Annotated in this window: 15 protein-coding genes and 1 other RNA gene; 3 read left to right on the top strand and 13 right to left on the bottom strand. The window is 67.7% G+C overall.

Annotated features, from left to right (window positions below; genetic code table 11):
* Positions 1-301: 301 nt before the first annotated feature.
* From CJ014_RS26840 to CJ014_RS28005, 4 genes are all read right to left on the bottom strand, one after another.
* Positions 302-1141: an SDR family NAD(P)-dependent oxidoreductase gene (locus CJ014_RS26840; protein WP_100083563.1), complete on the bottom strand. Its 840-nt coding sequence runs from the start codon at positions 1139-1141 to the stop codon at positions 302-304.
* Between the two features lie 49 nt (positions 1142-1190).
* A complete protein-coding gene (ruvA, locus tag CJ014_RS26835; RefSeq protein WP_100083562.1) occupies positions 1191-1808 on the bottom strand; it encodes a Holliday junction branch migration protein RuvA in 618 nt (205 codons plus the stop codon).
* Positions 1809-1827: 19 nt separating this feature from the next.
* Complete coding sequence (gene ruvC, locus CJ014_RS26830; RefSeq protein ID WP_100083561.1) at positions 1828-2343, bottom strand: crossover junction endodeoxyribonuclease RuvC; 516 nt, start codon at positions 2341-2343, stop codon at positions 1828-1830.
* Between the two features lie 197 nt (positions 2344-2540).
* The gene (locus CJ014_RS28005) at positions 2541-2717 is read right to left on the bottom strand and encodes a hypothetical protein (RefSeq protein ID WP_165791012.1); all 177 of its coding nucleotides are present in this window, start codon (positions 2715-2717) and stop codon (positions 2541-2543) included.
* A 33-nt stretch (positions 2718-2750) separates the two neighbouring features.
* Between CJ014_RS28005 and CJ014_RS26825 the strand changes: the two genes are divergently transcribed.
* A complete protein-coding gene (locus tag CJ014_RS26825) occupies positions 2751-3368 on the top strand; it encodes a DUF1062 domain-containing protein (RefSeq protein WP_100083560.1) in 618 nt (205 codons plus the stop codon).
* 65 nt (positions 3369-3433) lie between these two features.
* Here the strand turns inward: CJ014_RS26825 and CJ014_RS26820 are convergent, their stop codons facing one another.
* From CJ014_RS26820 to CJ014_RS26780, 9 genes are all read right to left on the bottom strand, one after another.
* The gene (locus CJ014_RS26820; RefSeq protein WP_100083559.1) at positions 3434-4498 is read right to left on the bottom strand and encodes an alkene reductase; all 1065 of its coding nucleotides are present in this window, start codon (positions 4496-4498) and stop codon (positions 3434-3436) included.
* A gap of 170 nt (positions 4499-4668) precedes the next feature.
* The gene (locus CJ014_RS26815; protein WP_100083558.1) at positions 4669-5127 is read right to left on the bottom strand and encodes a GFA family protein; all 459 of its coding nucleotides are present in this window, start codon (positions 5125-5127) and stop codon (positions 4669-4671) included.
* A 769-nt stretch (positions 5128-5896) separates the two neighbouring features.
* Positions 5897-6643, bottom strand: a complete 747-nt coding sequence (locus CJ014_RS26810) for a YebC/PmpR family DNA-binding transcriptional regulator (RefSeq protein WP_100083557.1) — start codon at positions 6641-6643, stop codon at positions 5897-5899.
* 131 nt (positions 6644-6774) lie between these two features.
* Complete coding sequence (locus tag CJ014_RS26805) at positions 6775-7593, bottom strand: TIGR00282 family metallophosphoesterase (protein WP_100083556.1); 819 nt, start codon at positions 7591-7593, stop codon at positions 6775-6777.
* Positions 7594-7628: 35 nt separating this feature from the next.
* On the bottom strand, positions 7629-8171 hold the full coding sequence (locus tag CJ014_RS26800; RefSeq protein WP_207765877.1) for a 5-formyltetrahydrofolate cyclo-ligase: 543 nt from the start codon (positions 8169-8171) through the stop codon (positions 7629-7631).
* Between the two features lie 146 nt (positions 8172-8317).
* A non-coding RNA gene (gene ssrS, locus CJ014_RS26795) (6S RNA) lies at positions 8318-8475 on the bottom strand.
* Between the two features lie 150 nt (positions 8476-8625).
* Positions 8626-8817: a hypothetical protein gene (locus tag CJ014_RS26790; RefSeq protein ID WP_100083554.1), complete on the bottom strand. Its 192-nt coding sequence runs from the start codon at positions 8815-8817 to the stop codon at positions 8626-8628.
* 227 nt (positions 8818-9044) lie between these two features.
* Complete coding sequence (locus CJ014_RS26785; protein ID WP_425351964.1) at positions 9045-9389, bottom strand: cell division protein ZapA; 345 nt, start codon at positions 9387-9389, stop codon at positions 9045-9047.
* 13 nt (positions 9390-9402) lie between these two features.
* On the bottom strand, positions 9403-9684 hold the full coding sequence (locus CJ014_RS26780) for a DUF4164 domain-containing protein (RefSeq protein WP_100083552.1): 282 nt from the start codon (positions 9682-9684) through the stop codon (positions 9403-9405).
* A 378-nt stretch (positions 9685-10062) separates the two neighbouring features.
* Between CJ014_RS26780 and tkt the strand changes: the two genes are divergently transcribed.
* Together tkt and CJ014_RS26770 are read left to right on the top strand one after the other, a co-directional pair.
* Entirely contained in the window at positions 10063-12138 is a 2076-nt protein-coding gene (gene tkt / locus CJ014_RS26775) for a transketolase (RefSeq protein WP_280952365.1), read from the top strand.
* Positions 12139-12282: 144 nt separating this feature from the next.
* The coding region (locus CJ014_RS26770; RefSeq protein ID WP_245427737.1) for a glyceraldehyde 3-phosphate dehydrogenase NAD-binding domain-containing protein at positions 12283-12409 on the top strand (127 nt) is incomplete at its 3' end.

The raw sequence follows: 12409 nt of genomic DNA, 5'->3' as shown, positions 1-12409 counted from the left end.
CGCATCGGTCTCGACGCTCTCAGAAATTGGATCAGCAACGCTCCGGAAAATGCCGCTGACGCTTGGTTACACAACGCGCCAAATCAACCTCAAGCCAGACCCAAAATATGACAAGTCGTGTACGGTGACCTTCAGAACAGAGAACACTCTATCATTTTGTTTCTATTATATAATTCTGTCATCCTGCGCGAAGGCGCAGGACCTCGGGCAGGAAAGGGCAAGCGGCCGATATAGGGCGCCCCCATTCCTGATCGCCCCTGAAAGCGGCGGCTTCCCACCACCCCTACAAACCCCGCCGGGCTCACTCCTCGATGTAGCGGGCGAAGGCGTCCTTGTGGTCCGGGTGCCAGCGCGACAGCGCCGGGCGGTTGTAGATGACGTCGCCGATCGCCCAGGCCATGCGCTTCTCGTCGAGCCGGCGCGGCGTCTCGTTGTCGGGGCAGAGAATATAGAAGTCGCCCTTCTCCAGCGCCGCCAGCATGAAGTCGATCACCTCAACGGCGTGCCAGGCGCCCGCCGGCTTCTCGGCCGAGGGATCGGCGGCGGTCAGGCCGGTGAAGGTCCAGCCGGGGATCAGCAGATGGGCGGTGAGCCGGCTGCCCCGGCCGCGCAGTTCGTGGGCGAGCTGTTCGGTCACCACCTTCACCGCCGCCTTGGAGGCGTTGTAGGCGGCGTTGCCCGGCGGCGTGGTGATGCCCTGCTTGGAGCCGGTGTTGATCACGTAGCCGGGGCTGCCGCTGTCGATCATCCGCGGCACGAAGGTCTGGACGCCATTGACGACGCCCCAGAAATTGACGTCGATCAGCTTGCGCCAGTTGTCGGGATTTTCGAGGACGCCGCCGCCCTCGCCGATGGCGGCGTTGTTCATCAGCAGGTCGACGCCGCCGAAGCGCTCGAAGGCGGCGACGGCCAGCGCCTCGACCGCCGCGCGGTCGCCGACGTCGGTCGGCACGGCGATCGCCTCGGGGCTGCCGGCCGCCTTCGCCGCCGATGCCGTGGCGGCCAGCTCGCCGCCGGCCACGTCGGCCAGCACCAGCTTCATGCCCCGCTCGGCCAAGCGCAGCGCCGCCGCCCGGCCGATGCCGCGCGCCGCGCCGGTGATCACCGCGACCTTGCCCGTTGTGATGATGCCATCGGCCATGCCGGCCTCCCGATTGGATGGTTCCTTGCCGCAACGATACAACCGCGCCTCAGCGCGCCAGTTCCTTCAGGCCCTGACGGATCAGCTGGGTGGTGGTGGCCTCGCTGCCGGCCGCCTTCGCCGCCGCCTGCACCGCCGCGGCGGCCTGCAACTGCGCATAGCCGAGGTTGACCAGCGCCGACACCGCCTCGGCCACCGGCCCGGAGACGCGCGCCTCGGCGACGTCGGCGGCGACGCGGATCACCGACGGGTCGGCGTCGGCGAAGGCCGGCGCCTTGTCCTTGAGCTCGGTGGCGATGCGCTCGGCGACGCGCTTGCCGACGCCCGGCGCCCGAGCGATGGCGGTGAGGTCGCGCATGGCGATGGCGGTGGCGAGCTGGCCCGGATCGAGCACCGACAACACGCCGAGCGCCACCTTGGCGCCGACGCCCTGCACCGTCATCAGCAGGCGAAACCACTCGCGCTCGATGTCGTTGGAAAAACCGTAGAGGCGGATCAGGTCCTCGCGGACCATGGTCTCGATCGAAAGCGTCGCCGCCTCGCCGGCCTTCGGCAGCCGCTGCAACGTGCGCGACGAGCAGTAGACCTGATAGCCGACGCCGTTGACGTCGAGGATCATCCAGTCGTCGCCGAAGCTGTCCACCACGCCCTTGAGCTTGCCGATCATGCGCCCCTGCCCTCCCTCGTCACCCGGCCGCCAGCTTCGCCAGCCGGCCCACCACCGAACCGCGATGATGGGCATGCGTCAGCGCGATGGCCAGCGCGTCGGCGGCGTCGTCGCTCTCGAAGGTCGCCTTCGGCATCAGCACCTTGACCATGACGCGGATCTGCCCCTTCTCGGCGTGGCCGGCGCCGACGATCGCCTTCTTCACCGCGTTGGGCGCGTATTCGGCCACCGGCAGGCCGCGCCGGGCCGGCGCCAGCAGCGCCACGCCGCGCGCCTGGCCGAGCTTCAGCGTCGCCCCGGCGTCCTTGTTGACGAAGGTCTGCTCGATGGCCGCCTCGTCCGGCTGGTACTGGTGCAGCACGGCGTCGAGCCCGTCGTGGATCTGCACGAGCCGCGAGGCGAGGTCGAGGTCGCCGTCCGAATTGACCGAGCCCGACGCCACGAAGCGCACCGAATTGCCGAGGCTGTCGATGACGCCCCAGCCGGTGCGCCTGAGGCCCGGATCGATGCCGATGATTCGCGTGACAGTGGTCATGACGGCACGCTATCCATATGTTCATGGTTTGTACAGACGGATCGGATGGCTATTCCCATCGTGGCATCCTTGCAACAAGCCCGGACCGGCCGGACGCCCGTCCGGCTTGCCGGTTGCATAGGACGCCGGCCGTGCTATTCAGCCGCTCCGTTTGAATGGACATCGAGGGGCGTCGCCTTGCCGTCGTAATGCCGGTCTCATCCTGCAGCACCCGCATCATCGGAAGCCCCGGCTTCCGAACGGTTTTTCATGTCCATCGGGTGGCGGATCGAGACCGGCCTGGCCTTGCCGCCGTCGGCGCCCCGCCGCACGCCACCTGAACCGATCCGCGCATCCGCCAAGCCGCGCCCGCCCCGCCGGGCCTCGTCCGCCATGCCGCTGGACTTCCCTCCAAGGAAGACCCCGGCATGTCCGACCGCCTTTCCGTCCGCTGGACCGTCGTCGCCCGCGATTGTCCCCGCCCCGTCTTCGCCTGCCCGGCCTGTGGCGGCGATCGCCCGTTCCACCCAAGCGGCAAGCTCCGCCTCAACGCCAACGGCAAGCGGCTCGACGCCTGGCTGATCTACAAGTGCGACGGCTGCGATCGCACCTGGAACCGGCCGATCTTCGAGCGCCGCCTGGCGGCTGACGTGCCGCCCGGCGACCTCGCCGCGCTGAGATCGGCCGACCCCGCCTTCGTCCGCCGCCTCGCCTTCGATCTCAGCGCCCTGCGCCGCAAGACGCCGGTGATCCTGCAGTCCGACAGGGTGGATGTCGAAAAGCTGGTGACCGGCGGCGATCAAGGCGCCACGGGCGTTGAGATCGCCCTCGTTGTGCCCCATCCGGTCGGCCTGCGTCTCGATCGCCTGCTGGCGGCCGAGCTCGGCCTCACCCGCAGCCGCATCGGCGCCCTGGCGAAAGCTGGCCGGCTGGATGTCGACGGCGGCGGCAATGCGCTGAAACGACCGCCGCGTGATGGTCAGTGCATTCGGCTCAACCTCGACGGTATGGGAGACCGGCAGGCCATCCTGGCCGCCGCCGGCTAAAACGAAGCGCCCCGCGACGGTCTCGCCGCGGAGCGCTTGCGTTCTGTGAGAGATGAACCCGCCGATCAGGCCACGGCGGGATCGAGCGCCGGATAGTCGGTGTAGCCGGTGGCGCTATCGGAGTAGATGGTTTCCGGCACCAGCGGGTTGCGCGCCGCGCCGGCCCGGAAGCGCTCGACGAGGTCGGGGTTGGCGATGAACTCCTTGCCCCAGGCGACGGCGTCGGCCCGGCCGGCGGCGATTTCCGCCGAGGCCTCATCGAAGGTGAAGCCCTCGTTGGCGATCAGCGCGCCGCCGAACTGTTCCTTGAGGTGCGGCGTCAGGCGATCGTCGCCGAGGTGCTCGCGGGTGAAGATGAAGGCGAGGCCGCGCTTGCCCGCCTCGCGGGCGACGTAGCCGAAGGTGGCCTTCGGATCGCTGTCGCCCATGTCGTGGCTGTCGCCGCGCGGCGCCAGATGCAGGCCGACGCGGCTGGCGCCCCAGACGCTGATCGCCGCGTCCACCGCTTCCAGCATCAGCCGGGCGCGGTTCTCGACCGGGCCGCCGTAGGCGTCGGTGCGATGGTTGGTCTTGTCCTGCAGGAACTGGTCGAGCAGGTAGCCGTTGGCGCCGTGGAGTTCGACGCCGTCGAAGCCGGCTTCGCGGGCATTCTCCGCGCCCTTGCGGTAGGCCTCGATGATGCCCGGCAGCTCGCCGATGTCGAGGGCACGCGGCGTCGGGTAGGGCCGCACCGGCCGGAGCAGGCTGACGTGGCCGGCCGGCTGGATGGCGCTCGGCGCCACCGGCAGGTCGCCGTCGATGAGCGACGGATCGGAGATGCGGCCGACGTGCCAGAGCTGCATGACGATCTTGCCGCCCCGCCGGTGCACCGCCTCGGTGATCGGCTTCCAGGCCTCGACCTGGGCATCGGAATAGATGCCGGGCGTCCGGGCATAGCCGGCGCCCTTCGGCGTGACGATGGTCGCCTCGGTCAGGATGAGGCCGGCCGACGCCCGCTGCTCGTAATAGATGCGCATCAGATCGTTGGGGACGCGGTCGTCGGTGGCGCGCGAACGCGTCAGCGGCGCCATGACGATGCGATTGCGGAGCTCGAGGGCGCCGAGGCGGACTGGATCGAAAAGGCTGGGCATCAAGCTGCTCCTGGCGGGACGCTGGGGACCGGAGAGGAATGATCGGAAAGTAGGGGTATATGCGCGCATTTCTACTGGCCGCTGCGCTCCGTGCCTAGAGCCCCGGCGTGAACATTTCCGTGATGACGGAATAAGGCAGGCAAGTCAGGTGGTTGAAAATAGTAGCGGTGTCAGGTGTCCCGGTCGGGATGCTGGAAGGAGACGATATCCGCCTGGAAGCGATCGACCTCCGATTGCTCCGCCGGCGGCCGGGCCGGCAGGTCGGCAAGGCGGGAGAACCAGCTCATCCGGTGATCGAGCCCGACCTGAATGGTCGGCGGCACGGCTTCCGGGTCGTCGAAGGCGCCGATCGCCAGCTCCAGCGCCGGCCCGCCCCAATCGTAGGCGAGCGGCGTGCCGCAGTGATTGCAGAAGCCGCGCCGCACCTTGTTGGAGCTCCGGAACCACGTAGGACCGCCGCGCGTCCAGGCGAGGCGATCGTTGGCCGCCGACACCAGCGGCCCGAAGAAGGAACCGAAAGCCTTCTGGCACATCCGGCAATGGCAGATGCTGGCTCGCCCGAGCGCCCCGTCGACGCGGAAACGCACCCGCCCGCACTGGCAGCCGCCGGAATGTCCCTCTTCGCTCATCTCGCACCTCCGGGGGAAAGGATAGCACGAAGGGAAACAGGCGCGCCGCCTCTCCGATGCCGCTGCGAATATACCCCTCTCCCTGGTCCCTCTCCCACAAGGGGCGAGGGGACGATGGGAGATGCCGACCCATTTTCCGGGCAAGCCGAACTTTCCAATGATGGGTAGATCCCCACCGCGTCCTCTCGCCCCTTGTGGGAGAGGGATCAGGGAGAGGGGTAATCGGGCCGGATTGCTTGAGGAGCCCTATATTTGCCTCTCGCCCCATCCTGCCCGAGGTCCTGCGCCTACGCGCAGGATGACAGATTTATATATACAAAACAGTTACATAGGCTGATACTCATCGCCGAGCGCATCGCTTCCCATAGATTGTCATCCTCGCGAAGGCGAGGACCTCGGGACGAGAAGGTGATGAGGGATGTATCAGGCGCCCCAGCGTTGCTGGAGCGCCATATCGGCCGATTGCTCCATCCTGCCTGAGGTCCTCGCCTGCGCGAGGATGACGGCTTTATATATGGGGAACAAAGCAATAGGTCGGCGCACTGGTATCCGAGGCAAATTCCCGGGTGTGCGAACGTTCCTGTCATGCCATCATCGCCGAGCGCATCGCCTCCCATAGATTGTCATCCTACGCGCAGGCGTAGGACCTCGGGCCGAAGAGGGCGCGACGGAAATATAGGGCGCCCCTGCCCGCACCACACCCATACAAAAAGCCCGCCGCCACCCGGAGGCGACGGCGGGCCGAACTGCCCGAAACGCGCGGTCAGCCTCAGCCGGCGAGCTTGGCCGCCACTTCGTCGGAGACTTCCATGTTGGTGTAGACGTTCTGCACGTCGTCGTCGTCTTCCAGCAGGTCGACCATCTTCATCAGGCTCATCGCCTTTTCCTCGTCGAGGTTCGAGGTGGTCTTCGGCTTCCAGACCGACTTGATCGACGCGGCGGCGCCCAGCGCGGCTTCCAGCGCCTTGGTCACTTCGCCCATCGATTCGAAGGCGCAGTAGATGAAGTGGCCTTCCTCGTCGGACTCGACGTCGTCGGCGCCGGCCTCGATGGCGGCTTCCAGCACGGCGTCGTTGGAGCCGGCCGTCAGCGGATAGCTGATCTCGCCCAGGCGATCGAACATGAAGCCGACCGAGCCGGTTTCGCCCAGCGCGCCACCGGCCTTGGTGAACACCGAGCGGACCACCGAGGCGGTGCGGTTGCGGTTGTCGGTCAGCGCCTCGACGATGACGGCGGTGCCGCCCGGGCCGTAGCCCTCGTAGCGCACTTCGTCGAAGTTCTCCGTGTCGGCGCCGGCCGCCTTCTTGATCGCCCGGTCGATGTTGTCCTTGGGCATGTTCTCGGCGCGGGCGTTGAGGATGGCGAGACGCAGGCGGGCGTTCATCGCCGGATCCATGCCGCCGATCTTGGCCGCCACGGTGACTTCGCGGGCGAGCTTGGCGAAGATCTTCGACCGCTTGGCGTCCTGCGCGCCCTTGCGATGCATGATGTTCTTGAACTGTGAATGACCGGCCATAGTGCCTCCTGAGGGAACCGCGAAGGGGCGCGGGGCGCATGCACACGCCTCCCGCGACCATCGATCACGGCACAAATCCACGAATGGGGCGCCTTATAGGCGTTTGTTGGCCTTAAATCCAGCCGGGGCGCTCACCAAAACGTCGGCAAAGCTTCGGCGAGGCGGCCACCGATGCGGACCGGCCCGATCGCCTCGGCGAGACCGGTGGCGTCGCTCACCTCGACGGCGACGCCGCACAGCGTCGGCTCGCCCAGCGCCGGCTGGAAGCGCGCCGTCGGGATCTTGCGCAGGAAGCGATTGACCGGCTCGTCCTTTTCCATGCCGAGCACGCTGTCGTAGTCGCCGGTCATGCCGGCGTCGGACAGATAGGCGGTGCCGCCGTCGAGGATCTGGTGATCGGCGGTCGGCACGTGGGTGTGGGTGCCGACCACCAGCGACGCCCGGCCGTCGAGATAGTGGCCCATCGCCTGCTTCTCGGATGTTGCCTCGGCGTGCATGTCGACCACCACGGCGTCGACCATGCTGCCGAGCGGACAAGCGTTGAGCTCGCGGTCGGCGGCGGCGAACGGATCGTCGAGCGCGTCCATGTAGACGCGGCCCATGACGTTGACCACCAGCACGCGGGCGCCGTTGCGGGCGATGGCGACGGTGGCACCGCGCCCCGGCGTTCCCGGCGGATAGTTGGCCGGCCGCAAGAGCTGCGGCTGCCGCTCGATGAACACCAGCGCCTCGCGCTGGTCCCAGGCATGGTTGCCGGTGGTCACCACGTCGGCGCCGGCGTCGAGGAAGTCCTGGCAGATCTCCTCGGTGATGCCGAAGCCGCCGGCGGCGTTCTCGCCGTTGACCACCACCAGGTCGAGCGCGTAGTCGGCGATCAGGCCCGGCAGGATGTCGGAAATGGCATTGCGGCCCGAGCGGCCGACCACGTCTCCCACGAACAGCAGTCGCATTGTCCGGCGTTCTCCCCCACGTCCTCTCGAAGGCGTCAGGCGAAGCGGAAGACGTCCCGCTCGGTGACGATCATGTCGAGCGGCGCGTCATGGGGCTCCATGGGCACCGCTGCCACTTCCTGCACCGAGAAGGCGATGCCGATCAAGCGGGGAAAACGGCCGGCGGCGCGCAAAGCCGCGACGGCGCGGTCGTAGAAGCCCCGGCCATAGCCGACGCGGCCGCCGCGCCGGTCGAAGGCGGTGAGCGGCATCAGCAGAACGTCCGGCACGATTTCGGGGGCGGCGGAGCCGGGACCGCGCGTGCCGAAGCCGAGCGGCAGCAGGTCGTCGCCCGGCCGGACGCGGCGGAACACGAGGCCGCTCTCCACCATGATCGGCAGGCCGACCGGATGGCCGCGCCCGTCGAGCCCGGCGATGGCCTCGCCGAGATCGACCTCGCTCAGGATCGGCAGGAAAGCGGAGACCGCGCAGCCGGGCTTAAGGTCGAGCTCGAGCACCGCCGCCGAGATGGCCGCCGACCCGTCCGCCCGCGCCACGGCGTCGAGCCCGTCGCGGCGGGCGAGCGCCAGCTTGCGCACGCGCGTCTTCTCGGCGGCGACGAGGGCGCGGGGGAGATCGGAGGCGGCGTCGATGGGAATGGCAAGCCTCCGGAAATCAGGGGAGACGGTTCAGGCATGTCGCCCAAAGCTACGCGGCGGCTCCGCGGCAGGGACATGCGAAAGGTGTGGCGACCGCGAACGACCGTCGGAAGTGTGATCCCGGGAAACCTACAACGTAGGTGGGCGCCGTGTGCCCAAACCCACGGGTTCGGGCGGGGACAGCTCCCTTCAGGATCATTAAGGCCCCGGGGATATTGATTCCTAACGAGAAGCGCAGTTACGCCACGTGTTCCTATATAGGCGAGACCGGTGATCCGGCAAAGAGCCCCGCACGGACAAAATTTCCGGCCGCATTGCCGGCGGGATTCCGGGCAAAAAAGAAGGGCGGCAGGAAGGCCCGCCGCCCAAGTCGCTGCGCGGATCGCAGTATCCGTTACCGACCGGCCGAGATGGCGACCAGGATGACCAGCATCGCCGCCGTTCCAGCCAGGGCAAGCACGATCAGAGCGGGGTAGCCGAACAGCGCCACCGCACCGATACCGACCACGAGGAGCACGACCATCGCCGCCAGCACCTTCCAGGCGCTGACGCCCCGATCTTCGGCTGTCGACTCGTGGCTCGCCATGTAATTCCTCCGAAAAATCCTGTCAGGCCCCATATATGGAATTATCCGTAGCGAGGCAACGGTGCTTTCGCCGCATCAGCCCTGCATCGCCTGCATGGACCATGAAGACCGTTTCGAGCCGCAAACCCGTATTGAAGGTGCCCTGAATCCGCGGCTGCCACCAGTAGACGAAAGCCCATGTGCGTCCGGCGGTTGGCGGACATTCCGGCGGAGCGGACTGGCGGGGATCAGACCATCTTCTCGGCGGCGGCGTCGATGCGGGCCGCGGCGTCGGCCACCTTCTCGGCGAGGCGGCGTTCCACCTCGCCCTGCCGTTCGAGCAGCGCGTCGCGGCTCTCGCGCAGCGACCGCACCTCGGCCTCGAGGCCCTTCAGCTTGCGCTCGGTCTCCGACAACTGGTCGAGCACGGTGATGGCGCTCATCACGGTCAGCCGCTGGTCGCCGATCTCGCCGAACACGCCGCGGATCTCGTTGAGGATGGCGTCGAGGCGGCTGGCGAGACCGTAGAGATGCTCCTCCTGGCCGTCGTCGCAGGCCATGCGGTAGGTCTTGCCGGCAATCGTCACCGTCACCTGGCTCAAGGTGTCAGCCTCCGTGGGTATCGAGAACGGAGCGGATCGACTCCATGGCGGCGACCAGGCGGCGCGACACCTCGCGGTTGGCGTCCTCCAGCCGGCCGGCCCGGGCGAGCGCGTCGTCGAGGTCGCCGGCAAGGCGCGACCGGTCCTCCCCGAGGCGGAACAACTCGTCCTCGAGGCCGGAAATGGTGCGCTCGCCGGCTAGCCGCCGCTCCACCGCAAGTTCCAGGCGCGAGAGCGCCTGGTCGAGCCTTTCAAAGGCCGCGTCCAAAGACGCCGCTCCGGCCATGACCGCCTCCGGATGCTCCACCGGGACGACGGAAAATCGGCCGGAGAATTCATCGCTTGTCAGAGATCGTCTTGAAATTCGCTGCCGGAGAGTCGGCTGGCGCGGCTTTCGAGAACCGGAGCGGAGCGGACGTCAAGGTCCGTGAGCACCGGAAGCGCGGAAAGTCGCGTCAGACGGCCGCCGGAGTAGAATTTCAAGACGGTCTCTCAGGTCTGGTTGCCATAAACAGTGAGACCTGACAACGGTCCGTTGGGGGAGCGATCTGGGAAAATACCAGCTTTCCCCTTTTTTGGCCCGCCAGCGCTTTGGCGGGGGCCGGTTGTCATTGACAGATGACACCGCCCTGCTATTGATCGGCCGCTTTAGCCGAAAGACGTAATGGCGTGGCGTGTCTGCCGGAAGATACGTATTTGTCCGTCGTTTGGCTCGCCCAAGGAGTTTCCGGCCAAATCCTGTCAGGAAATAACAATGACTGACTCTGCCCGGTACAAGAATATGGCCAACGCCATCCGCGCTCTGGCGATGGATGCTGTCGAAAAGGCCAAGTCCGGCCACCCCGGCATGCCGATGGGCACTGCCGACATCGCCACTGTTCTTTTCGGCGACGTCATCAAGTTCGACGCCGCCGCCCCCGCCTGGCCCGATCGCGACCGCTTCATCCTGTCGGCCGGTCATGGCTCGATGCTGCTTTATTCCGTCCTCCACCTGATCGGTGTCGAGGACATCACCATGGACGACCTCAAGTCGTTCCGGCAGTGGGGCTCCAAGTGCGCCGGCCATCCGGAATACGGCTATGCCCAGGGCATCGAGACGACCACCGGCCCGCTCGGCCAGGGTCTTGCCATGTCGGTCGGCTTCGCGCTGGCCGAGCGCATGCTCAACGCCCGGTTCGGCGACGACCTCGTCGACCACCACACCTACGTGCTGTGCGGCGACGGCTGCCTGATGGAAGGCATCAGCCACGAGGCGATCTCGCTGGCCGGCCATCTCAAGCTCAACAAGCTCGTGCTGATCTGGGACGACAACGGCATCTCCATCGACGGCCCGATCTCGGTCTCCGAGAGCGGCGACATCCCGGCCCGCTTCCGCGCCGCCGGCTGGAACACCGACGCCATCGACGGCCATGATCCCGTGGCGATCCTCGCCGCCCTCGAGCGCGCCAAGACCTCCGACAAGCCGGTGCTGATCGCCGCCAAGACGACCATCGGCTTCGGCGCGCCCAAGAAGGCCGGCACCCACGCCGTCCACGGCGCCCCGCTCGGCGCCGAGGAGATCGCCGGCGCCCGCGAGAAGCTCGGCTGGCCCTACCTGCCCTTCGAGGTTCCGGCCGAGATCCTCGCCGACTGGCGCGCCGCCGGCAAGCGTTCGGCCAAGGACCGCGACGCCTGGCTCGCCCGCTACAACGCCCTCGACGCCGAAACGCGCGCCGAGTTCGACCGCCGCATCGCCGGCGACCTGCCGACCGCCTTCTTCGACGCCCTGGCCGCCTACAAGGCCAAGCTGGTCGCCGACCTGCCGAAGGTCGCCTCGCGCAAGGCCTCCGAGATGGCCCTCGAGGTCGTCAACGCCGCCCTCCCCGAGACGGCCGGCGGCTCGGCCGACCTCACCGGCTCCAACCTGACCAAGACCAAGGGCCAGGAAGCGGTGAAGGCGCCCGACTACAAGGGCAGCTACATCCACTACGGCATCCGCGAGTTCGGCATGGCCGCCGCCATGAACGGCATCGCCCTGCACGGCGGCTTCATCCCCTACGGCGGCACCTTCCTGGTGTTCTCCGACTACGCCCGCCCGGCCATGCGCCTGTCGGCGCTGATGCACCAGCGCGTCGTCTACGTCATGACCCATGACTCCATCGGTCTCGGCGAGGACGGCCCGACCCATCAGCCGATCGAGCACCTGGCCTCGCTACGCGCCATCCCCAACATGACGGTGATCCGCCCGGCCGACGCCTACGAGACGGCCGAGGCCTGGGAGTTCGCGCTCACCCACAAGAAGGGCCCGACGACGCTGGCGCTGTCGCGCCAGAACCTGCCGGCCGTCCGCTTCGAGGTCAGCGCCGACAACAAGGTCGCCAAGGGCGCCTACGAGGTGGCGGCCGCCGAGGGCCTGCCGGAAGTGTCGATCTTCGCCACCGGCTCCGAGGTCGCCATCGCCCTCGACGCCAAGAAGCTGCTCGACGCCGCCGGCCATCCGACCCGCGTCGTCTCGGTGCCGAGCTTCGAGAACTTCCGCGCCCAGTCGGACGCCTACCGCGCCGAGGTGATCGGCGTCGCCAAGGTGAAGGTCGGCGTCGAAGCCGCCCTGCGCATGGGCTGGGACGAGATCATCGGCTCGGACGGCATCTTCGTCGGCATGAGCGGCTTCGGCGCCTCGGCGCCGATCGAGCTGCTCTACGAGAAGTTCGGCATTTCCGCGAGCCGCATCGCCGAGCTGGCCTCGGTCAAGCTGAGCTGACGACATTGCCCGGCGGGGACGGCGGCCGCCGTCGCTCCCGCGGGCGAGGAAAGTTGGGGTCGCGGTCCGGAACCCGCCGGGCCGTCCCCATCCCAAACGAGGACCGGGCCGGAAGATGCCCGCCTCTGCATCAGGAGACAGACAATGGCAGTAAAGGTCGCCATCAACGGCTTTGGTCGTATCGGTCGTAACGTTCTGCGCGCGATCGTCGAGTCCGGCCGCAATGACATCGAGGTTGTCGGCATCAACGACCTCGGCCCGGTCGAGACCA

It is taken from the genome of Pleomorphomonas carboxyditropha (assembly GCF_002770725.1).
Lineage (GTDB): Bacteria > Pseudomonadota > Alphaproteobacteria > Rhizobiales > Pleomorphomonadaceae > Pleomorphomonas > Pleomorphomonas carboxyditropha.
This window is presented reverse-complemented; position numbering and strand designations above follow the sequence as displayed.

Bases quoted from the DNA above. Each gene is read 5' to 3' on its own strand.
- CJ014_RS26815 (WP_100083558.1), bottom strand. From the start codon at position 5,127: ATGAGCGAAGAGGGACATTCCGGCGGCTGCCAGTGCGGGCGGGTGCGT.
- CJ014_RS28005 (WP_165791012.1), bottom strand. From the start codon at position 2,717: ATGGCGGACGAGGCCCGGCGGGGCGGGCGCGGCTTGGCGGATGCGCGG.
- CJ014_RS26805 (WP_100083556.1), bottom strand. From the start codon at position 7,593: ATGCGACTGCTGTTCGTGGGAGACGTGGTCGGCCGCTCGGGCCGCAAT.
- CJ014_RS26810 (WP_100083557.1), bottom strand. From the start codon at position 6,643: ATGGCCGGTCATTCACAGTTCAAGAACATCATGCATCGCAAGGGCGCG.
- CJ014_RS26825 (WP_100083560.1), top strand. From the start codon at position 2,751: ATGTCCGACCGCCTTTCCGTCCGCTGGACCGTCGTCGCCCGCGATTGT.
- tkt (WP_280952365.1), top strand. From the start codon at position 10,063: ATGGCGTGGCGTGTCTGCCGGAAGATACGTATTTGTCCGTCGTTTGGC.
- CJ014_RS26780 (WP_100083552.1), bottom strand. From the start codon at position 9,684: ATGGCCGGAGCGGCGTCTTTGGACGCGGCCTTTGAAAGGCTCGACCAG.
- ruvA (WP_100083562.1), bottom strand. From the start codon at position 1,808: ATGATCGGCAAGCTCAAGGGCGTGGTGGACAGCTTCGGCGACGACTGG.
- CJ014_RS26790 (WP_100083554.1), bottom strand. From the start codon at position 8,817: ATGGCGAGCCACGAGTCGACAGCCGAAGATCGGGGCGTCAGCGCCTGG.
- ruvC (WP_100083561.1), bottom strand. From the start codon at position 2,343: ATGACCACTGTCACGCGAATCATCGGCATCGATCCGGGCCTCAGGCGC.
- CJ014_RS26840 (WP_100083563.1), bottom strand. From the start codon at position 1,141: ATGGCCGATGGCATCATCACAACGGGCAAGGTCGCGGTGATCACCGGC.
- CJ014_RS26820 (WP_100083559.1), bottom strand. From the start codon at position 4,498: ATGCCCAGCCTTTTCGATCCAGTCCGCCTCGGCGCCCTCGAGCTCCGC.